The organism is Methylophaga sp. UBA3613 (genome assembly GCF_002375415.1).
Classification (GTDB): domain Bacteria; phylum Pseudomonadota; class Gammaproteobacteria; order Nitrosococcales; family Methylophagaceae; genus Methylophaga.
This window is the reverse complement of sequence record NZ_DFLS01000006.1, coordinates 1-23,466: the sequence shown is the minus strand read 5'-3', so window position 1 is coordinate 23,466 and position 23,466 is coordinate 1. Positions and strand designations below refer to the sequence as shown.

At 43.2% G+C, this 23,466-nt stretch carries 15 protein-coding genes; 5 read left to right on the top strand and 10 right to left on the bottom strand.

Annotated elements, in window-relative coordinates; all coding sequences use genetic code 11:
* Positions 1-127 precede the first annotated feature (127 nt).
* The 5 genes from B3S93_RS06380 to B3S93_RS06360 form a co-directional block, all read right to left on the bottom strand.
* Positions 128-670 carry a hypothetical protein gene (locus B3S93_RS06380; protein WP_292398746.1) on the bottom strand — a complete coding sequence of 181 codons (543 nt, stop codon included), beginning with the start codon at positions 668-670 and terminating at the stop codon, positions 128-130.
* Positions 671-1,156: 486 nt separating this feature from the next.
* Complete coding sequence (locus B3S93_RS06375) at positions 1,157-2,854, bottom strand: amino acid ABC transporter ATP-binding/permease protein (protein WP_292398743.1); 1,698 nt, start codon at positions 2,852-2,854, stop codon at positions 1,157-1,159.
* Positions 2,855-2,856: 2 nt separating this feature from the next.
* Positions 2,857-4,536 carry a thiol reductant ABC exporter subunit CydD gene (gene cydD / locus B3S93_RS06370; RefSeq protein ID WP_292398740.1) on the bottom strand — a complete coding sequence of 560 codons (1,680 nt, stop codon included), beginning with the start codon at positions 4,534-4,536 and terminating at the stop codon, positions 2,857-2,859.
* Between the two features lie 200 nt (positions 4,537-4,736).
* Positions 4,737-5,735 (bottom strand): cytochrome d ubiquinol oxidase subunit II, encoded by a 999-nt coding sequence (gene cydB, locus B3S93_RS06365; protein WP_292356929.1) that lies wholly within the window; start codon positions 5,733-5,735, stop codon positions 4,737-4,739.
* Positions 5,735-7,132, bottom strand: a complete 1,398-nt coding sequence (locus B3S93_RS06360; protein WP_292398737.1) for a cytochrome ubiquinol oxidase subunit I — start codon at positions 7,130-7,132, stop codon at positions 5,735-5,737. Before B3S93_RS06360 ends, cydB begins: the two co-directional genes overlap by 1 nt.
* A gap of 320 nt (positions 7,133-7,452) precedes the next feature.
* On the opposite strand from B3S93_RS06360, the gene B3S93_RS06355 reads away from it, so the two are divergent.
* The 5 genes from B3S93_RS06355 (at position 7,453) to B3S93_RS06335 (ending at position 18,922) form a co-directional block, all read left to right on the top strand.
* Complete coding sequence (locus B3S93_RS06355; protein WP_292356933.1) at positions 7,453-7,977, top strand: hypothetical protein; 525 nt, start codon at positions 7,453-7,455, stop codon at positions 7,975-7,977.
* A 327-nt stretch (positions 7,978-8,304) separates the two neighbouring features.
* A complete protein-coding gene (locus B3S93_RS06350) occupies positions 8,305-11,172 on the top strand; it encodes a ribonucleoside-diphosphate reductase subunit alpha (protein ID WP_292748555.1) in 2,868 nt (955 codons plus the stop codon).
* The gene (locus B3S93_RS06345) at positions 11,172-12,323 is read left to right on the top strand and encodes a ribonucleotide-diphosphate reductase subunit beta (RefSeq protein WP_292398733.1); all 1,152 of its coding nucleotides are present in this window, start codon (positions 11,172-11,174) and stop codon (positions 12,321-12,323) included. Before B3S93_RS06350 ends, B3S93_RS06345 begins: the two co-directional genes overlap by 1 nt.
* 313 nt (positions 12,324-12,636) lie before the next feature.
* A complete protein-coding gene (gene gmtX / locus B3S93_RS06340) occupies positions 12,637-13,071 on the top strand; it encodes a gamma-mobile-trio protein GmtX (RefSeq protein ID WP_292398729.1) in 435 nt (144 codons plus the stop codon).
* Between the two features lie 238 nt (positions 13,072-13,309).
* On the top strand, positions 13,310-18,922 hold the full coding sequence (locus tag B3S93_RS06335) for an AAA family ATPase (protein ID WP_292398727.1): 5,613 nt from the start codon (positions 13,310-13,312) through the stop codon (positions 18,920-18,922).
* A gap of 452 nt (positions 18,923-19,374) precedes the next feature.
* On the opposite strand, the gene B3S93_RS06330 is transcribed toward B3S93_RS06335, so the two are convergent.
* The 5 genes from B3S93_RS06330 to B3S93_RS06310 all read right to left on the bottom strand — a co-directional run bounded on the left by B3S93_RS06330 (position 19,375) and on the right by B3S93_RS06310 (position 22,867).
* Positions 19,375-19,770, bottom strand: coding sequence for a hypothetical protein (locus B3S93_RS06330; RefSeq protein WP_292398725.1), 396 nt, complete (start codon positions 19,768-19,770; stop codon positions 19,375-19,377).
* A gap of 1 nt (position 19,771) precedes the next feature.
* Complete coding sequence (locus B3S93_RS06325; RefSeq protein ID WP_292398722.1) at positions 19,772-20,530, bottom strand: metallophosphoesterase; 759 nt, start codon at positions 20,528-20,530, stop codon at positions 19,772-19,774.
* Between the two features lie 904 nt (positions 20,531-21,434).
* Positions 21,435-22,010 (bottom strand): 3'-5' exonuclease, encoded by a 576-nt coding sequence (locus tag B3S93_RS06320; RefSeq protein ID WP_292398719.1) that lies wholly within the window; start codon positions 22,008-22,010, stop codon positions 21,435-21,437.
* Positions 22,011-22,112: 102 nt separating this feature from the next.
* Positions 22,113-22,538, bottom strand: coding sequence for a GNAT family N-acetyltransferase (locus tag B3S93_RS06315; protein WP_292398716.1), 426 nt, complete (start codon positions 22,536-22,538; stop codon positions 22,113-22,115).
* Positions 22,535-22,867, bottom strand: a complete 333-nt coding sequence (locus tag B3S93_RS06310) for a hypothetical protein (protein WP_292398714.1) — start codon at positions 22,865-22,867, stop codon at positions 22,535-22,537. Before B3S93_RS06310 ends, B3S93_RS06315 begins: the two co-directional genes overlap by 4 nt.
* Positions 22,868-23,466: the final 599 nt, after the last annotated feature.

The following is a 23,466-nucleotide window of genomic DNA, read 5'->3' as shown; positions in this document are numbered from 1 at the left end:
TATTATATTTCAGAGCTTTAGTATTGCCATATCTCATTACGTATAACGCTGAGCGCACCGGTGGCCTTGGCATAGTGAAGCGAAGACAAGGGCATCCGTGTGACGCGTATTGTTAGCCTTCTAATCTTCAACGTGAACAATTTGCCACATAGTCCTTCTTCTTCTCGCTCCAATGAAACCTCAGTTCAGTGACTGCCGATGAATCGTTGGCAAAGATGCTGAAGAGGCTTATAAGGTCCTCGATAAGGAGCTGATAAACCCACTTGTGGCGCATGAAGTCAGAAAAGACAAGCATTCCCTTGAAAGCGGTACCTTCTGACCATGTTTGCATCCAGTAATAATGAATGAGCTGGTTGCAGACATCGAGGACGCCAAGTTCTGACTGCTCAGGACTCTCCATGTCAAATCGGTCCTCCGGGAATCCCGCACCAACATTGGTGAAGGGCTTGCTCCCGATCTTCTTATACCGGATTACAGGAATTCTAGCGCTACGAGCGCTATCATTTACTTTCGGCCGCTCAAGTAGAGAGCGTACCTGGAATGCCACCAACATCAGGCGCCGTTCGTACAGCACAAGCTGTTTTTCCGACCACCTACGGTACTTGCGATTCTTCTTAAGCCACGCCAACTCCACGCGCAACTCTTGGCGCCAATATATCGATTCGATCATCTGCTCAGCTCTTGCACGACGTGCAGCGAAACCTCACCAGACAGCAAACAACGTGTTAATGAGGCCAGTGGCCTCATAATAATAATTATTAGCAAGCGGCCTTTTAATTCGGGGGAATAACAGCCTGAACCATGTAACATTTTAAATATATTGTTATTTTCATGAGAACGTGGGATGTAAAAAATAAAAAAAGGCGTACGGCCCGATAATTCGTGATTAATCGGGCTAATCTGACATGTTTCATTTGTAAGTATCAAGGTTGAGACTACTTCCATGACCCACGCTCCATTTCTTAAATCCATTTTAGATTTTATGATGGTACGAAATTACAGTAGTTGTACCATTTAAATGGATTGAATATTTCATAGTTTTCAATGACAAGCAACATCCTTCACTTTTGGTGATGTTGAGATAGAACGTTTTCTGACACATCTTGCTCTGACTCGCCAAGTTGCAATATTACACAAGCAATAACGATTTTGGAGATCAAGTCTGATCCAGATTGATTTCAAACATTTGCTGATTATCAATTGCTGGAAAAAACGCTGGCCGCTCATGCATTAGTACGATAAGCATTTTATCTTGCCACTGTGGATACAAACGCTGCCAGATGCGTTCTGCCATCTCCACATCAATGCCGTTAAATGGTTCATCCAGCAAGATCAGTTTCGACTCTTTTAATAGTAGTCTTGCCAGACAGATCCTTCTGGCCTGCCCTCCGGAAAGTTGGCTGCCGGTATCGCCAAGCCAGCTGTGTAATCCTTTGGGTAGTTGTTTGGCCCAATCATCCAGCTCGACTAAAGTCAGTGCATCCCAGAGCAGTTGTTCGTCGACTTCATCCAGCCCCAATGTCAGATTGCTATATAACGTCGCGGCGATGATGCTGTTTCGCTGAGTCAGATAGCCAATTTGCTTGTGCCAGGCTTGTGTTTGGTCGATTCGCAATGGAATGCCGTTTATCAACAACTGATAAGGCGTTATAAATGAGTCCGGTATTTCAAGGCCTGCCATTATATTGGCTATTGTCGACTTGCCACTTCCAGAACGGCCACTTATTAACAGACATTCAGATGGATTAAGTTCAAAAGCAAAAGCGGTATCTAAGCTGCTGATAACCTTGGGGTGGTCTGCCACCATCATCGACAGTCGCTCAATCTCTGCCAGCGTCGATTTCTCTGAGGATGCATGCTCTGCCAGGGGTTGCAGCCGTTCAGCGGCATAGCGTGTTCTGCCCCACAGCCCCAGCTGGCCTGGCAGGTTTAACAGTAACTCACCCAATCCAAACACCGCCAGAAACAACATGACGGCGACCGGTCCACTGACAAGCTGATTCTGGTAAGCAAATAACGCTGCAATAGCCACGGCGATGACCAACAGACCATGGCAGATATTTACTATTAACTGTGCGTTGGCAATATGTCGATTCAGTTTTAGCTGTGACTTGCCAATCTCACTCAATGAACTGACCAATCTTGCTTGATCCGCTTGTTGAAGATGTGCTGCCTGCAGTTCCAGTTGCCCCTGAAGATGCTCTATGGTTTGTGAGCGGGCCTGGTTAATCTGCCGAGCATAATCGCTGCTTATCTGCGATGTTTTCCGGGTAAAAAAGCTGAAATAAATACTCCCCAACAGCAGTGTGATAATCCCGAAAGTAACCCCCAGTGTGAACCAGAAAAAACTGATAAACACAGCAAGCAACAGCACGCTGGATAACACAACCATTGGGGGTAACAGTAACTTTAATAACAGGCTGTCGAGATTATCCAGATCCGCAGTTAACCTACTCAGCCATTCACCATCCTGAGTATTTCGCAGTTGCTGAACCGGCAAGTCCATCAGGCCGGTAAACAGGGTTAGTCGAAATCCAGCAATCACTCTTAACACCATATCGTGACTATGCAACCGTTCAAAATACCGTCCCACAGTTCGACTTAAGGCAAAAAACCGAATGCCACCACCCGGTCGGTAGATATCCAACAAGACGGCAGTGCCAGCGGTAATTGCCAGACCGGTGATGGCCGTAGCGGTAATCAGCCAGCCGGACAACGCTAATAACCCCATGGCGGAAATAGCCGTTAATAAAGCCAGCAGTAAAGAGATGATTAATCGCTTTTTCTGGTTTTGTAGCACTTTGATTAACCAGAACTTCAGTGGCGCAACGCTATTTTGAGAATGGCTAGACATCGTTAGTCACTCTCCCGACGGGCAAACTGTAGCTGGTGATCGGCTAGTGCCAGTACATCAGCATCATGGCTGGAAATCACTAAAATACACTGCGGTTTTAATGCAGCAAGCGCCGCCAGAACGTATTGACGACTTTCAGCATCCAGGCTGGCTGTAGGTTCATCCAGCAAGATCAACGGGGCCGGTGAAAGTAACACTCTAGCCAGTGCCAGACGTTGGAGTTGCCCTCCTGACAGGCCTTCACCATGTTCATTAAGTTGACTGTCTAAATCATTGTTTCTATATGAAATTAAACTTTTCAAACCTAGCTGACTTAATACCTTATGCATTTCCTTTTCGGTTGCATCTGGGGCCAACACGGCAAGGTTATTTGCCCAACTGCCATTAATGATCCACGGTTTTTGAGGCAGATAACGAATCACTTCCTTTCCCATCGGCAGGTTATTTAAAAGCACTTTGCCGGATAAGGGCGATAGATAACCGGCCAAGGTATGCAATAACGTGGTCTTGCCGCAGCCGGATGGACCGTTAATCACCAGACACTGCCCATTGCTCAACTTAAGATTGATAGGGTTCTGAAGAACATCACCAGGCTGATAACCGATACACAGATCGGTGGCAATTAATATTGAAGAGGAATCGTCTGCAGTGAGTTCAAAAACATCCTCTGCTGGAGACTTTGTAGCATCGTCGGGTAAATGTTTCGCAATATGTGAAGCGGCTGCCATTGCCGCGGCACGGTCATGATAGAACTGGGATAGATTTCGTAAGGGCTGAAAAAACTCGGGGGCAAGCAACAGAATAAATAAACCGCTGAATAATGTGATATCTGCGGCCGGGCCCCAGGTGATGGAGCCAAACAGAGCAAAACCGATATAGATGGCAATACTGGCAATGGCGACGCTGGTAAAAAACTCCAGAACGGCAGATGACAGAAAGGCCAGTTTCAGGGTTTTCATCACCACCTGACGATAATCCTGACTCCTCTGTTCGACTTCTGTTAAAGCCTCATTCTCAGCTGCAAACAGTTTTAACGTTGTGAGATGTTTGACGCGATCCAGAAAATGTCCGGCCAGACGCTGGCGTTGGTAAAAAAAGCGTTGATTGACCGCTTCAGCTCCCCAGCCTATCAGCATCATAAATAACGGAATTAACGGTGCCGCCACAAGTAAAAACAGTGCAGCCAGCCAGTTGTAATAAAACACCACGATTAAAATCAACAGCGGTGTCAGCACTGCCAGCAATTGTTGCGGCCAGAATCTGGCGAAATAGCCATCCATCGACTCAACATCTTCAATCAACTGACTGGCCGCTGCACCGGGAGAACGTTGACTATGGATTAATGCACTGGTTTGTCGCCAACCACTGAGGACCTGCTCGCGTAAAAATTCTCGGGCTTGCAGACTGGCCAGTTGAGAGTAATGCTCCTGAGCTCTGATCAGTACTGATCGTAAAATAAGACTCAGCACCATCAGCAAAATCAACATGGATTGCTCAACGAGTGGTTGCTGCTGGATGATTAAATCATAGGTCAGTTGTGCCAGAGCATACCATTGCATAATCATTGCAACGGTCGCCAACACACCCATAAAAACAGCCAGAAGCAATCGGCTTCGCTGCTTTTGGGAAAGCTGTTTTAGTAAGAAACGTCCGGCTTTATTCAGGGCCTGTTGATCTTTCATAGCCGCCTATTCAATAACTGAAAATACGCCTGATAAAGGCGCGTGCGCGTATGTCTTCGAACGCTATGTTACAGACGCATTCCGCAGGGTATTAAGACCAACTGCCTCCAACAACGTTGGTACCTGCTTAGGTAGAGTACCTAAATTTCAGCTTTTGCGTCGTGTTGGAAGCAATTTGTCTGGGCGGTCGTGGCTAGGAATTAGTGATAACCACCTTTCACCTTGCCACGGAAAATATAGTATGACCAAGCGATATAGCCCAGTACAAACGGAATCACAAACAGGAACCCCAGCAATAGGAACAGTTGTGATTCATAGGCCGAGGCGGCATCCCATAGCGTGTAATCGGGTGGCACCAGATAAGGCCATTTACTGGCGAGCAGGCCGAGATAGGTGAATAAAAACAATCCCATGGTCGCCACAAACGGCATGCCTTCCTGTTGTTTTTTTACAGCGCGGAACACCAGAAAAGCACAGTAAAGCGCTAATATTGGCAACAACCAGATGATTGACACGCCATTAAACCATCTGTTGAGTACGCCTTGATCAACAAACGGTGTGTACAAGCTGACAACACCAAACACCGCCAATACCGCTATCAACAAAATTGGGGTAATTTTATACGCCCACTGTTGCAGTTCACCTTCCGTTTTCATAATTAACCAGGTGCTGCCCAATAAGGCATAACCTGCGACCAGACCTAAGCCAGTAATAACAGTAAAGGGTGTTAACCAGTCTAATGCGCCACCGACATACACAAAGTTACTGGTTTCAAACCCCTGAACATAGGCCCCGACCACAGCTCCCTGTGCAAATGCTGCCACAAACGAACCACCGGCAAATGCCCAGTCCCATAAGTATTTGGTGGTATTCGCTTTAAAGCGAAATTCAAACGCAACGCCACGGAAAATCAAGCCTGCCAACATTAAAAACACGCCTATATACAAGGCAGGTAGAAACACCGAATAAACCAGTGGAAAGGCAGCCAGTAATCCCGCACCGCCTAACACCAGCCAGGTTTCATTGCCATCCCATACCGGTGCCACAGAGTTCATCATAATGTCGCGTGAATGATCATCCGGCGCGAAGGGATACAAAATGCCCTGCCCCAGATCAAATCCATCCATCAATACATACATCATTACCGCAAAGCCAATAATTCCGGCCCAGATAACTACTAAATCGAATGGCTGATCCATCACAGACCTCCTTCTAAATTGGCATTGGCAGCAGATATTGGCCGTTGAGCTTTTTCAACATCTGAATCAACATGTTCAGCGTTGGCCGTTTCCAGTCCGCCGCGAAATACTGTCATCAGATAAAACACCCCGGCACTGAACACCATGGCATACACTGCGATATAACCAATCAGCGTAAACAAAGCCATACCTCCGGTTAGAGAAGGCGTTAACCCCTGCGCGTGAGTCATCTGTTCATATATTAACCACGGCGCCCGACCAGTTTCGGTCACGATCCACCCTGATAACACGGCAATAAACGGTGACAGACTCATCACCCGCAAGCCATTGAGGAAGGTTCTGTTTTCCAGGTAGCGCCCGCCTCTGCGTAACCAGAGACCTGCCAGGCCAAACAATACCATCAGCATTCCCATCGCTACCATCACTCTAAAGGCCCAGAACACAATAAATACCGGTGGCTGTTTATCCGGCGCCACTTCATTTAATCCGGGCACTTCACCATCCCAATCATGGGTCAGGATAAAGCTGGCCAGTTTAGGAATCTTAATTTCAAAAAGATTCTGCTGATTCTCCTGATCCGGCAAGGCAAAGAGCAACAAAGGCACACCGGTTCCGGTCTCCCAGTTACCTTCCATTGCTGCGACTTTCATTGGCTGGTGTTTCAAGGTATTCAAGCCATGGAAATCCCCTACCAACACTTGTGCAGGCGCCAGAATCAGAATCAACCACAAGGAAATTGAAAGTGCTTTTTTATTGGCTTCCAACTCCCGTTTTTGCATGATGAACCAGGCAGTTACCCCCGCGACTACAAATGAAGCCGTCAAAAATGACGCCAGTGCCATATGCATAAAGCGGTAACCAAAGGAAGGATTGAAAATTGAGTCGCGCCAGGACGCCACATAATAGAGCCCATCGCGGAGTACCAGTCCATCTGGTGTATGCATTAACGAATTAGCAGCGAGAATCCAGAAAGAAGAGATAAAGGTACCTAAAGCCACCATGATGGCCGCAAATAAATGCACGCCTTGTGGGACTTTATCGCGACCAAACAAAAGCACACCAAGAAAGGCTGCTTCCAGAAAGAACGCTGTCACAACCTCATAACTGAGCACTGGCCCGAGGAAATTGGCGGTTGCGTAGGAAAAGTTACTCCAGTTGGTACCAAACTGGAATGACATCACTATGCCTGAGACCACGCCCATCCCGAATACCACGGCAAATACCTGGATCCAGAACTTCGACAATCGCTGCCAGATTGGATTACCTGTCTTAAATGACAACGCTTCCAATACAGCGATGAAACTTGCCAGGCCAATCGTAAAGACTGGGAATATGGCATGAAAACACACCACGAATGCAAACTGAATTCGTGACAGTATTAGCGGGTCGAGTTCCATGGTGCCTCCGTTTTTTTGGTCAGCTACAAAAGCCAGGAATGGCCTGTTTACTGACTACAAATATCATAGGAAGTGCGACACAAAAATGATTAAGATCAATTTTTTTGGAATTTCGATAAATAACACTACTTAAACATAGGTTAAGCATTGTCAGAAATGAATTGTTTAAGATGAGACTTGTCACTTTTATAGAGTGCTTTATGTAAGCACATGAAGATTTATTGGCATTGGGATACTTTCTTTATCAGGATAACAACGATAGTCTGGTATACGAATTTACCGAATGAAATAACGTTTCATGTATCTCAGGAGGAAAGAATATGGAAGTAGAAATTCAAGATGAAAAACATACTGGTCGAGTTGCTGCAGTTTTTGGAGATAAAGACTCAGCGAATGCTGCGAAGCAAAAACTCGTCAATAATGGTATTTCGCCTACGGTCATCAATATCGTCAAACCTGAAGACAACAATATCAGCAAAAAAATCGAACCAGAAAGTCATGGTATTGCCAAAACCATAGTGAAATCACATGGCTGGTTAGGCCTTATTGGGATGATACTCGGTTTAATCATAGCAACTGCCCTGGTCATCAGTGGCCCCGAAATGACTCAGTCCAGTCCGTTATTCACTTATCTGGTTTTTATCTTTTTTGGTTTGACCTTTGGCATGATGATCGCCGGTGCTGTATCAATACGTCCCGATCATGATCCCCTGATTACCAAAACAGTTGAAGCCAGTCATGAAAATCATTGGACAGTGATTGTGCAAACCGATGATCATGAAGAAATTGATTTGATCAAAGACCTGCTGGAAGGATCAGCCATTTCCATCAGTGAAACATTTTGATTTTTCCGTCCACTTATTCAACCAACGAGTCGGTCCTTTCCGGCTCGTTGGGAATAAATCCCAGCAAATTTTTACCTAACAGCCTTTAAACAAAAAAATATTTTTTTTATTCACCAAATTGGATCTATTTCGGTGATCGCGCATGGCATCTTAGTTACCGCCTGATCATCACAAAGTTATCCACATCTAATGCACAATTTATGTGCAACTTATCCCCTTGCTAAGTCTTTAAAAACACATTATCTTGTGGTTCAATCATGTTGCGACCACAATTTGTTGTGGTTTGCCGTTTTTTAAGTCTTACCACACAATGCAGGGAAAATCACTATGGCGAGCGAAGCAGAACACTACACCCAACCCTCCTCTGAAACCGGTTACAAAGTAATTCGTCGTAACGGCAAAGTCACTGAGTTCAATAGCAGCAAAATTGCTGTTGCGTTGACCAAGGCATTCTTAGCCGTTGAAGGTGAAGCAGCCAAAGATAGCCGACGTATTCATGAAACCGTTGCCGAACTTACCCGTCAGGTAAGTGAAAATCTGCTGCGACGTCTGGATGATGGCGGCACTGTACATATCGAAGATATTCAGGATCAGGTTGAACTTGCTTTGATGCGTGCCGGTGAATATAAAGTCGCCCGCTCCTATGTGGTTTACCGTGAACAGCAATCTCAAAAACGTGCTGAAGAAGAACGTAAACACCCGCAACCAGCCAATGAAAGCAAACTGCATGTCACGTTGAATGACGGCACTCGCCAGCCGTTAGACATCGACCGCCTGCGTAACCTGATTGATGAAGCCTGTGAAGGTCTGGCTCAAGTAGATAACGCAGCCATTCTGCGTGATACCCAACGCAATATCTTCGACGGTGTTTCTGAAAAAGACGTCGAAAAAGCACTGGTCATGTCTGCTCGTACCTTTATCGAAAAAGATCCTGCCTACAGCACCCTGGCTGCTCGCCTGCTGATGGACAGCATCCGTCGTGAAGCTCTGAGCTTTGTTTATCAAAGCCCTCGCCAAGCATCACAAGGCGAAATGGCTGATCAATATAAAGATTACTTCAAGACTTACATTAAAACCGCCATTGAAAACGAACTGATTGATTCAGAACTCAGCCTCTATGATTTGGAACGTCTGGGTAGCGCACTGAAAGCGGAAAACGATTTCAGCTTCACTTACCTGGGTCTGCAAACGCTGTATGACCGTTACTTCATTCACTGCGATGGCACCCGTTTTGAATTACCACAAGCCTTTTATATGCGTGTGGCAATGGGTCTGGCCATTAATGAAATCGATCGTGAAGCCCGCGCCATTGAGTTCTACAACCTGCTGTCGTCTTTCGACTTTATGAGCTCAACTCCGACATTGTTTAATGCCGGTACTTTACGTCCACAATTATCCTCTTGCTACCTGACAACCGTGCCGGATGACCTGAGCGGTATTTACAGCGCGATGCGTGATAATGCTCTGCTGTCTAAATATGCTGGTGGTCTGGGTAATGACTGGACTCGCGTCCGTGGTCTGGGTGCGCATATCAAAGGAACCAACGGTAAATCACAAGGTGTTGTACCGTTCCTGAAAGTGGCCAATGACACTGCCGTCGCAGTAAACCAAGGTGGTAAACGTAAAGGTGCAGTCTGTGCGTACCTTGAAACCTGGCACATCGACGTTGAAGAATTCCTGGATCTGCGTAAAAACACCGGTGATGATCGTCGTCGTACCCACGATATGAACACCGCCAACTGGATTCCTGACTTGTTCATGAAACGTGTGGCTGAAGAAGGTCAATGGACCTTGTTCTCACCAGAAGAAGTGCCGGATCTGCATGATCTGACCGGTCTGGCGTTTGAGAAAGCCTACGCTGAATACGAAGAAAAAGCGGCACGTGGTGAAATCCGTAACTTCAAAACCATGCCTGCCACCGACCTGTGGCGCAAAATGCTCGGCATGTTGTTTGAAACTGGCCATCCTTGGATTACGTTTAAAGATCCTTGTAACCTGCGTAGCCCGCAACAACATATCGGTGTGGTTCACAGCTCAAACCTGTGTACTGAAATCACCCTGAACACATCTGATCAGGAAATCGCGGTATGTAACCTCGGTTCGATCAATATGGTTCAACACATTGATGCCAACGGCAAACTGGATAAAGAAAAACTCAACCGCACCGTGAAAACAGCAATGCGTATGCTGGATAACGTTATTGAGTACAACTATTACAGTGTGCCGCAAGCGCGTCATTCCAACCTGCTGCACCGCCCTGTCGGTCTGGGCATCATGGGCTTCCAGGATGCGTTGTATAAACTGCGTATTCCTTACAGCACCGAAGAAGCGGTGAAATTCGCTGATGAATCAATGGAAGCGGTCAGCTACTACGCGATTGATGCGTCTTCTGATTTGGCTGCAGAACGTGGCAAATACAAATCCTACGAAGGCAGCTTGTGGAGCAAAGGTATTCTGCCGATTGATTCCATCAAGATCCTCAAAGAAGCACGTGGCGAATATCTGCAACAAGACGAAAGCAAAACCATGGATTGGGATGCACTGCGTGACAAGGTTAAACGTCAAGGCATGCGTAACTCCAACACCATGGCGATTGCACCGACTGCAACGATTTCAAACATCTGTGGCGTCAGCCAGTCAATTGAACCGACGTATCAGAACCTGTTCGTGAAATCGAACCTGTCAGGTGAGTTCACTGTTATCAACCCATACATGGTTGAAGATCTGAAAGCACGCGGCTTGTGGGATGACGTCATGATCAATGACCTCAAATACTACGATGGCAGCTTGCTGGCAATTGACCGTGTACCTGATGAACTGAAAGCGCTGTACACCACCGCATTTGAAATGGATGCACGCTGGTTGATTGAAGCCGCATCACGTCGTCAAAAATGGCTGGATCAAGCACAAAGCTTGAACTTGTACATGGCGGAACCATCCGGTAAGAAAATGGACAATCTATACAAACTGGCGTGGGTACGTGGCCTCAAAACCACTTATTACCTGCGTTCAATGGGCGCAACCGGTGCCGAGAAAACCAGCACCGCGCCAACCACAGCAACAACTGCTAAACCGACTGCACCACCCGTGTTAAAGCCGGTTGCCAAACAAGAAGATGACTTTATTTCAGGTGAAGGTATTGATGCACCGAAAGCCTGTTCAATCTTGGAACCAGACTGCGAGGCTTGCCAATAATGTTTAACTGGGATGATCCACTTGCCGAAAAACCGGCAACTGACAAAGTCGACAACGACCTGCTTCCTGTGTCTCAGCAAGCGGCCAATGAACTCGACACACCCGAGCCAACCTCGGCCAGTGTCAGTGAACTGCCGCCATCAAATGCCAAAGCCATTAATGCTGATGACAAACGTGTGGTCAATGGACAAGCTGATATCAATCAGCTTGCTCCATTCAAATATCCGTGGGCGTGGAATTACTTCTTAAACGCCAACAAAAACCACTGGACGCCACTTGATATCAACATGGCACAGGACGTTCACGACTACCGTCATAAACTGACATTAGAAGAACGTCATGTTTATGAAAACGTACTGTCATACCTGACCACCTCCGATATTCTCGCTATGCGTAATATCGGTCTGGCGGTGATGGAAAAAATGACCGCACCGGAACTGCAGATTTATCAGGCACGTCAGGTGTATGAAGAAGCATTGCATACCTGGACCTACCAGCACTGCATCGAAACCATTGGTCTGGATCAAAGTGAAATCTACAACCGCTACCGCGTAGTGCCGGAGATTTACCAAAAGATCAAACTGGCCAATGAACGTCTGGATACCGTTATGCGTAGCGATATCGATCTGCGTGATAAAGACGAACTGGAAAACTTCGTCATGTCCTATGCGTTCTTCGCCGGCATTTTCGAAGGCAGCTGGTTCTATAACGGCTTCTCACCGATCTTTGCTCTGCAACGTCGTGGCCTGATGAAAGGCACTGGCGAACAGCTTCAATACATCATGCGTGATGAAGTCATGCACGCCTCGTTTGGTATTCGTGTTTGCAAACAAATCATCAAAGAAGAAAACGTCAAACTGGATCCAAAGAAAATCCAGGAGATGTTCGAAGAAGCCGACGCGGCAGAAGCAACCTACGGTGGTTATATCTTGCGTGACCCGATCTTGGGTTACTCAAAAGAAGCCCACCACGGCCAATTCCGCTACACCGCGAATCGCCGTGCCAAACAATTAGGCTTTGAAGAACCCTTCCCAGGCGCTGAAGCCACCCTGCCCTGGCTTGATGAACAAGCCAATATGCGGAAGGAGAAAAACTTCTTCGAAACCAAAGTCACCGAGTATCAAACCGGTGGCGGTTTGAAATGGGATTGATTTGTCGCGTCTGCCCTCAAATTCACAAAAAAAGATATTTGTTGCAGATAAGTTGATATTAAGTTTCAGATAAAATGAGATTTTTAATCCTAGATCCTTCAGATGATTCTGAGGGATTCAGGTTAATTAGAGCGAACTTGTATTATGTATTCAGCTATTGTACTTAAAATCCCTCAACTATGCGGTCGTGCCGGTTCGATTCCGGCCCCGGGCACCATCAGAAATATCAAAGCCTCTGAAATCAGTACATGAGGGGACTGCTGGAATGGCGGCGGGTTGATTAAACATTCTAAAGCGGCAGCTAACCGCATCTATGACCGAGTGTAATACGAACACGAAAAAGCCGTTATCACCCATTTCACGATCCAAATCTATTCCACAGGATAATAAGCTTTTGGAGCTTATCCCTGACCCAGCGGTACACGCTTTTTTTGGTCAACTCATTGCCAAACGCAACCGGTACCGCAAAGAGGTGAACTTGCTCAAACAACATGCGAATATCACTATCGATAAGCGCCCTGTAAGTCAGTTTGACGCAAGTACAGGGCTTAATGTTGAAGTGCTGCCTACGCTATCTGGTACCTTGACCGAATCAGAAAAGAAAGCCTTAGCCTATGCTATCTCGAATGAATGTATGGAAAAGCATGACTGGCAAACCACGCAAGCAGGACAAGTGAAGGACATGGAATACAACATAGAAATCTTTCCTAGAGGCTTTGATACAGGACTTCAAAAGTTACTGGGATAGGTTGATGAATATTGACAATTCGGTTAATGATCGCCTGTACCACAACAAAAAATCTGTAATACTCCAATTTAGTTATGTTACTGGTGTGATTAACTAAACTAATAAAAAGGAATTTATTCTGGTAACGTCTTCAAAAATTAAACCATCACAACTAACTCGCGTTGGATACACATACCAAGACCTCATATGTATTCGCACGTTGATAAATTGGTTTCACGACCCGGAAAAGTACCAATGGATGAGCATTGAGGGCAATCAAGGTCTTGGCCATGTTAAGAGTCTTGATGATGTTATTTGCTATACAGCCAGTGGAGAATATGAGCTCTACCAAGTCAAATTCACAATTGACTCTGAACGTGAAGATTTGCGTTTAGATTTTGACTGGCTACTCAAGAAGAAGGGCAATGGCACATCTTTTTTAGAAAAATGGTCAGCCGACATCGAGAAGTTTGGTACTTCCAGCACAATATCCATTGCCAAGCTTATTACAAACAGAATACCTGACCAGATTATTTTAAATTGTCTAAAAGAAGACAAAATAGACTACTCCCTCATACCCGATGATATTAAGTCCAAAATATCTGGCCAGCTAGGAACAGAACAAAAGGCTAGGGATTTTTTCGCAACACTAATTTTTGAACATAGCCAAAAGGAAATTGACGACTTAGAACTTAAACTACATGACTCGCTTGTACCAGACCATGCTAGCAATGAAAGCTGGCTCCAATTATTGAAAGCTATTGAACGCTGGGCTACAAGAAAAAACGAACCATCACCAGATGGCAAAATTTATCTTAGACATATAAACGAAATCTTATCTCTAGGAACTAGAAAAACAATTTCCCAATTTTTTGAAATTCCAGGAGGGTATACACCTCCCACAGGCGATTTTCATACCGAAATATTGAATAGAACAGCCAAGCCAGGTAGTTCAGTTATCTCAGGCCTACCGGGCATGGGCAAGAGCACATATTTGTCATTCTTAACTGACGAACTAATTGAGAAGAAGACACCTGTAATTAGACACCACTACTATTTATCACCCCAATTTATATGGGACAGAATTGCTTTTAATAATGCAGCTCAGTCTTTACAAAGTCAGATAAAAACCCTTTATCCCAACGACTTCGATAGTGACAAATTTGACCCCCAGCAGCTAGAGACTTGGATAAGTAAGGCGGCAGATAATGCTGCGGAAAATAACAAAACTCTAATTATCATTATTGATGGGTTAGATCATGTTTATCGTGAAAGATCGGATATAAGCCAACTCGAACACTTAGTTAATCGGATTATCCCGTTCAAAGATAAGATTTGTTTGCTATTCGGAACGCAGCCGATAAGCGACGCGCATCTTCCCAATTCACTGTTACGCTCAGCACCAAGAGATAAATCCTGGCTAGACATCCCCTCCATGGGGCTTGAAGCCATTAAGTCAAGAATTGACTTCCTAGTATCTAGCGAAGAACTTAATGTAATTGGTGATGATGAGTATCAACGTAGTGAAATTGTAGAAATATCACAAGCGTTGTTGGACATTTCTCATGGATACCCTCTCCATATTCTTTATTCCCTGAACAGCCTGCAGCTAACAAAGGACAAAATTAATAAATATGATGTGGAGAAACTGCCGACCTGCCCAGACGGAGACATACATGCGTACTACGAGTATTTATGGGTAAAGCTTTCTGAGAGCGCAAAAGAAATTCTTCTTCTTATAGCGAATGCCGATTTTTCCTGGCCAGACAAAACCCACCTAGGCTACTGCTTTCAAGATAGCCTTATTTTTCAAAACAGCTTTTCTGAAATTCAACACCTCGTAGAGCAGAGACTAAGTGGCATAAACCCTTTTCATAGCAGTCTCTTCGTATATTTAAAGCGGAAGGATGTTTTCGCTCAATCAAGAGATAGGCTAAATAGAATCTCTCAAACCTGGATCAATACACATGCGCCTGAGTATTGGAAGTGGGGCTGGGGATGGATTATTGAAGCCAATCTAGGGAATGCCGTCCCGTTATTACAAGGAACCACTAGAGACTGGCTAGTACAATCGCTTTGTAAGGGCTACCCCTTAGAGCACATCGAGCACATTTTTAACGTCGCCGAAAGCATCGCTTTTGAAAGAAGTCTATATCCAGAACTATTAAGACTAAGGATATTAAAAATGAGACTGCTGAATGGACCACAGTTTCAGATTCAGGACTTCAGTGATTTTCTCGATTGCTCACTTAGTATCTCGAAAGACAATTTTGGGCTTCTTTGGCGAGCAGACAACCTAAGAATTATTTCAGACAATGAAATCGCAATTGTAGCCAAACATTTCCAAGACAAAGACGAAAGGGTCGTTGATGCCTGCGCCAAGGAAATCTATCGAAGAATTCGTTTTTATGCCCGCCAAGAAGACCCAAATCATTACCAGACTCTAAACACCCTAGTCGATGACTATCTTCATACGCTGACTAGCTATAACAATCCTGATTTAGACCGCATAAACGATTTCTATGGAAGGCTTAATGATAAGGCTTCTTCCTTCCGAAAAATCGTTGAACTACTTGTTCAATATGGGCATAGGCACTTACTCCTTGATTTATCCCGCTTTGAAATTCCAGAAGATATTGCTCCGGCCATCTACGATGAAATAGTTTTAGCGGCAAGTATTGAAGATGCCTCACTCGAAGCCACTAACCCTAAAGTTGGAGACGCGAAGTCCAGCATATATCTGCTTTATCAACATTTAGCTGGAAACGAACCTCCAATAGGCGAACTTGACGAAATTGAATGCCCTGTTGAGTACGAAGACACCCGCCATCTTCCGTTTTATGAGTACTTTTTTAGCACACTCGTATCAAACTTCAATAATTGCCCAGATATTGAAACTCCGAAATTCACCAATCCAACGAATCTTCAGGAATTTCTCAAAAACGCATGGTTAACGTTCCATTTTGCATCATTGAATACTGCTAAAACCCTAAAGCAAGGCAAAGAATTCAAGATATCTGATTTGTATGATTCTTTTGCCATTCTCGAACGCCCAGATAATTTTTTAATGGGCTATCAAATCACCGCAGTCCTATTCAGCATTAGAAAGGCATTAGCCAAAATCTCGATTCATCTAAACATCTTATGCAACTCTGTTGATGAATTCGGAAACCTTAATCAAGATCAGCTAGGCGCCCTGTCCAAAAGTATTTGGTGGGATTCTCGAGTGTTTTTTGATGTTGCCACTCAAAACTCAATCTTCAATTTCCCTAAAGAAGCTGCATCTCTAGAATTCTCCAAATTGTTTGATGCCGAGATACTCCGTAGAGATGATACTGCAACATTGGCAAATGACAGTCTTGATCTGGCCAAGTTGGCAGTTAAACTTGGCCTTTACGATGAAGCCGCGAAATTTCTAGAACGTACCGCGCTCAATACAGTCGGTTATGGTCATAGAAAAGACATTACTTTACATGAGGTATTTGAAGCGATACAGGAATGCTCTGATTCAAACTGCCCCCAAGTTTCTGATTGGTTAGAACGAGTAACAACTTTCACAACTGATGTCTTTGATTTTTCAGAGCGAGAAATTCGACATATTCCCGGATGGTTCACTAAATTATTGGCAAAGCACAACCCAGAACGCCTTGTAGACGAATTTGATTATCATCTATCAAAAGAAAATTGGCATAAAACACATCTTGTACTTGAAAGTTTCGTAAAGTCATCTCCACTTTCTACGCAGCCAGAGCATTCATTTTTAAGGTGTATGACAACATTTGATGCAATGACAGCATTAGAAGAAAGAAGCAAAGAGAATGATATTCTGAGAGGTATTTACGAAGACCAGTGCCACGTTCTTGGAGGCATGCCTCCACCGCCAAGAGAGCGCTCTTCCACTAACGAAGATGTCAACACAGAATGTCCTGAAGCATCCACTATACCCCCCACCAACCTCACTGATTTTACGGCAGCCTTACATTCTGTTTCATACCAGATCCGTGAAAAGTTTATTTCGGACTGGATTAACTATTGGGCTGATCAAGGCCAAACGAGTTCCATCCTCACTACATTCAGCGACTACTATGACCAAAGCAAATCAAATTACGAACTGAATAGGTGCTTACATCATATTTTCTTGCTAAGCAAAAAAACCGAGGGAAAGAAGGCAGCTTATAAATGGGCTGTTAGAAATATCAAACTAAACAATTGTTGGAATCCTTATTTTTCTTCTGGATCAGAAGATGCATTAAGGGAGTATGGCAACACTTACAGCAAGCATTGGGAAAGCCTCCTTCGCGACACGATGGCACCAGGCTCTTCCAGCCTACAGAGTGATGAGAATATAGTCGTTCCTTCTACTCAGCTTGTTACTTATTTGGTCTCAGCGGGACAAATTGCCCTAGCGGCCGAGATTACTGAAACTATGGTAACTAGCCTTGAAAGTGATATAGCGCATCTTCCTTTGACCAAGCTGTATTGGTATGACGCCCCTGTATCAATCCAGAATATTCCATTCCATCTAACTATATTGCACTTCAAGTGGCCCGATAGATACGCCCGACTCCTAACAGCCAAACAAATAGCAGCCCTCTTACAAGATGACTCAAATATCGAATTTCGCGCCTTATATTTACATTATTTGAATCAGCAACCCTACGAGGCTGATATCGTAGATTTTTTATCTGTATTGTTGCTTGTCGAAACTCCCCCCTTCACCGAAGAAGAGGTTACAAAAGCAATTCAATATCCTTCCCCTATTTCCGATGCACTATTGACGTCATTAGATTTGATGGATGAAGACCGAGATGACTTATCAAGTCTCTATTCTATTTTTTCCGATAACTTAACTCCAAATAAAGCCAAGTATGACAAGTTTGCCAACGGCGTTCCCTTGAGATTTATAGGTATTATTCAAGAGCTTGAACAGGAGCACAATGTACCGCTTGAGAAGCATTTCCTTCTTGAATGGGAGAAAATATGGGAAAGAAGACCATGCTACATGTTTGACCCATATGATTTTTGCGGCGATCAGTTTTACCCTCAAGATAGAATCCAAATAAGCTTCTCATGGCGTGCAGAGACCTCCATAGTGTCTGCATTTCTTCGTACATTAGCTTATGCTATGCACAAGCACTCCATCCCTTCCGAGGTTTGCTATTCATATGCACAAGAGGCATTACCATTTGGCTCTATTGCTGTAAATATATCTCCTTCCGATCCACCATACAGTTGGCCCGTATTGAGCAATTTGAGCAAGGATGATTCTTTGCCCGGACAGAATGAACTTGAGCGATATTTGGCAGATTTTGTCGCTTCTCCTAATGAAATATTGCTTCATGCCAACGGCCCCATCTTAAGAGACCACACTGGAGTATGCATTGATCTAAAGGTTATTCTAATTAGTCTTCAAAGCTCTGAAATTGACGACCCTAGAGCGATTTTTGATTCAATTGATCATGTACGGGATTCTGAGCAAGGCATATATCCTTTAGCCAAAAGGACCTGGCCTTCCTCTTTTGGTCGATGGGAAACTGATTGGCTAACGAGAGGCTATTTTCGACCTAGCTATTTCGTGGGAGACTTACCAATCAACACAGTAAACCAAAGCGAATCTAGCGTAGAGTATTTCTGCGGCAGCATAAGTAATGGCGCTTGGAGATACTGGGTAAACCAATGGTATCCAGTCCATCACGGAGGTGTAGGCAACTCTCTCGGAACTTATTTTACAGTTTCCAAAGAATTTTTTGAGAAGTTCAAAGCATACACTGACGGCAACTACTACCTCATTGCCGAGATGACTTGTGTTGACAGGCGCGATTACGTTAGATACGTAGAACCATTCAAAACATTTGCTATTTTCCCCATTTAGACTTCACGCAGAGTTTTCACATAATTACTCAGAGGGTAGGAAAGAACATACACACAACAATACACAGTGTGTATGTTCTTAATGGGTATTATTAAAACTTTGTAAATAAAGACCTCAAATAGAGGAAGTCAGTTAAATATATTGTTTTCACTATATGTTCCAAAGTGAAGCGCTTTTCATGCTGACAATCATATTGCTTTTGGCTGCTTATGCCAGTTTTTCGCTCGCTCCCCGCCATTCATTTGAGCTTTTTGGCACTGCTATTGGTGCTTTTCCTAATAACCATGTTCTGCACTTTGCTGATTGGAGAAGTGATTTTTACATTTATCATGACCTTTTCCCCAAATTTAAGACAACGACATTGATGAATTTCCAATGAACTAGAGTTAAGGTCAGAGTTTATTAAAACTCATTTAAAGCTAGCAGTTAATTAAATTTTTGACTTACGGGCTTTATAAATTCCTGCAAATCCCACATCTCACTCTATAGTAACTCTCAATGATTATCTTGCCAGGGTTTCCGCAAATCTCACATGTAACACATGAACGTCCCCCGGCAGCTTGAATAAGTGTTTCAATATGTTCATCAGTATTATCGATATAGACACAAAGTGTCCCCCACTTTTCTTTTACTTGAGCCGCAGACGGTAATTTATCGATTGATCTGCCTTGCTCTAAAAGCTGGCGAGAGTATGCTTCTATATTTAGAAATAAATTCTCGAGAATTTCAAACCAACCCTCACCGCAGTCAAAACCAAACTGCATTAAATTCACATGGAGACCTGCATTCTTATTTCGAAAGATTAACGGACACTGCAGGTAAATTTGAGATTCAAGACTTTTCTTCATCTCAAATCTCAATTATTAATTCAGGTCGAAAAGCGACTGGTACCCTCTCCCGGTCATAACCGAGCTGATTGCTAATAACCCGGCATTTGCCAATTTGAAAGTCAACATTCGCGTGAGTATGGCCGAACAGCCACAAATCAGCCTTGTGGACCAATTCTTCACAATCAGAAATAAAGGCACCGGCAATCTGGTCTAACTGATAGTCTGGATGGGCACATTTCAGGCTCGGCGCATGGTGGGTAATGACAACAGTCTTACCTTCCCAAGTTTTATTGAGCTCCTGCTCCAAAAAATTACGCGCGGTGTTATGTAACACGAGTGCATGCTGCGTTGTAAAAAATCCATCCGTGCCAAACTTTATATATCTGTGGTCGCTTAGAACATTTTCGACAATGTTCATTACATCAGATTGCTTGTATCTTCCATCAAGTTTGTAATCCGTCCACAGCGTCGTCCCAATGAAGCGAACATCTTGATAATAAAAAACATCATTATTTAAGAAAAAAACATTTTGAGAATGTTTGGTTTTCTGTCGAAATGATTCTTGAAGCTGATTGTAATTGTGCATGTAGTATTCGTGATTTCCAGCGACATAAAGCACGGGTTTGCCATGACGCTCTGCAATACTTTCTGCAAACTCAATCCCTCTGGTTCCCGTCATAATATCGCCAGCAAGAACCAATAAATCACAATCACTCTGTTCAAAATCAAAAGTTTTGTTTTTATGCAAATGTAGATCTGAAGCACATTTAAGTTTCATATTTATCCTTTATTTTTCACAAAGAAATAGCATGTAAAAACTTAACCGTCAAATCCAATTTTAACTGTAACTATTTGTTTATAAACATATAATGTATGTTATTCACTGATCAAATATTTAGGATATTAGAATGAAATGCATATTTAGTACTAAATACACATTTAAATTGGATTTAAATAAAACTATGCAATTCACAGCCAACTGAGTTAGCTAAAACACATCACAAAATAGTGCTAGGTTTTACTTAACTGGCCATTCATGTGAAATATCGGGTTCCAGTAAATCTCTGTTACGCATCAAGACATACACTGAATCGGCGAGCGGTTGTGTTGCAACGACGCCCCTTATGTATTGGTTTGATTTCTGGGTGTCAAACCAATGCTCATTTCCTTCTTTGTCCATCATCATAAAAGCTTCACAAGCTATGCGAACTGATTTTGGCCGGTGAGACTTCCACTTATCAGACTGAACATGAGCGATATGAGCTGTGGCTCCAATCGGGTATAAGCCAAGCCTTTCGCCTTTATTCCCCCACGGTAGAATAATGATATTGCCGTTTCGCATTAGAATTGGGAGGCAGGGTTCGCTATCACTAAAACGGAATAGGATGGGATGATGGTTAATTGTGAATTTTATCGCTTGGCACATTTTCACTCTCAAGTCTTAAGAGAGAAAATATAGAGAATATACAACCAAACAGCAAGATATTTAGTTGAAAAATGAGATGTGAATTAATAACTCAGACTCTAGCCTTGAAACATTATACGATTGAGTTACTTTTTACTGCCAAACGATGAGTCATCAACACAATAAACTAGTAATTGCACAACACAATAAACTAATAATTGAACATTCTTAGATGGATAGCGCTCTAAGATAGCCACGTAATGAAAATGGCCATCCTTTATTGTTCATTGAATGTAATGAAAGGTAATAAGCGAGCAATATTTAATGCATCATCTATTGCACGATGATAATTGCCGTCGAACTGAAGGCCATGGTATTCAAGCGCCCCTTTTGGTCCAATATTACGATAAGTACTTTTGCCTTTTGCCCACATTTTTTTGAGATTATGGTGAGGTAGCATTAAAAAATTGGGTGAAACACCATGACGTTCCGTTTCGGCTAGGAGCTGATTCTTGTCGTAATTTCCCCAAGAGCACCATTTCGTCAATCTATATTGTTCTAGCCACTTGTTAAGCTCGTGAACGACATGTGGGTAATATTGGGCACTATCGACATCACTTTGCTGAATTGATGTTAATTCAGTACAAAATTCAGATAGTTTAGGATGGAGTTGAGGCCGTACAAAACAGGATTTGGCATCAAGTACATCTCCGTTTTTATTACAGATTACACAGCCGAACTCAATTACTTCCATATCCTGGACACTTTGCCGACGATCTGTGCCTTCGACTTTGTCTTGCCAGCAGGTGGCTTCTAGATCAACGACCAACAATAGCTCCTCTGTAATGCTCATATTTTTCCTTTTCTTTTAAGTTAATCGTTCGAAACTAATCTTTAAAATTTACTTTTCTGTATTGGCTTAAGGGCTCGAGGCACGAATTCATTATTTCAATTCTTAATTTCCAAGTAGCTTTCGAAAGTAATGAGCTGATCGTTGATAGCCGGATCTTTCATAAAACTGCTCTGCTCGTCTAGTTGCAACACTAATTAGTGCAGCTTTTCGCTCATTGGCAATAAGCTCTGCGTGTTTAAGAAGTGAGTTTGCAACACCGTTTCTGCGATATTCTTCTTTCACATAAAGCTCTTCAATCCATGCGACATTTTGAGCGGCATAGAAAGCGTAGTGAGTATTGCCATAGAGATATCCAACAGCAACATTAGCTATTCGTGCAATGAGAAAAATGGTTTCATCATCTTTGAGCACGCGAAGGAAATCGCTCAATTCATGTTTTCCTGCAACATCAAAACTCATTGAAAGCATGCCGGCCATCTCAAATATGTCTTCAGCATCCGACTCGGATACTTTTAAGAGAGAAATCATTTGATTGGATATCTAAAACGTAATACTTCAGAGTTGCCAGGTAGTAATTCTTTCTGAATGAGATCCGCACCTAACGTTCTCTCAAGTACATACATGGCATCCTCGTGTGGCATGCCCGCCTCACCTATGACTTCGTACTCAGAACCCGATTGTGTCCTTCCTGTTTTCGTTGTTTCATCGAATTGTTTAATTACCGTGCTCACACGCCCCAGTCCATCGTGCTCGCTATACCCTACAAATATTTCACCACTCCCTTCCGGTGTATTAATTTGTAAGATATTCCATTCTCTTAGAATAACTTTTCCCGCCGCTAAACTTACGATGCTCATATTTCTGCTCCAGCTGCACCGAATAACTGTTTTATTAATATTCTTTTTTTCATAAGTGCTCCTTTTATATTAATAAAAGCATTTCAAAACTTAATTGTCAACATTAATTAATATCTTTATGTTATTGATTTATATAATGTATGTTATACACATTTAACGTATTCATACTTTTCAATATTGAAAAAAAAAGAAAAATTGAAACAGCTTATAGCGTCCACAACTGGCTATTAGCTCCACAATTTCGTTTTGTAGTTTTCGTTAAATTAAGGGTTATCGAAAGCATGTCGCTTTATTTAAAGATGGTATGCATGGGAAAGAAATATTTGGGAATATTGAAGGGGACAAAACTAAATCATCATTTTTAAATCTAAATCAAAAAAACAAACGATGGTGGTCTTAACAGAGCTGAGTGGGTTCAAGAGTCATTTTGAACTTTAAGTAGAAGATGAGAATTCGTGCTCAATTAGCACTAATCCACTTATGCTTTTATTAAACTTCTGAGCAGTATGTGTTTTAATTAAAATCTATATTTTGCAGATCAGGGAGTGATCGAAATGCTTATCTTGACTCGTCGTGGAGACTGTAAAAAATTCTGTGTA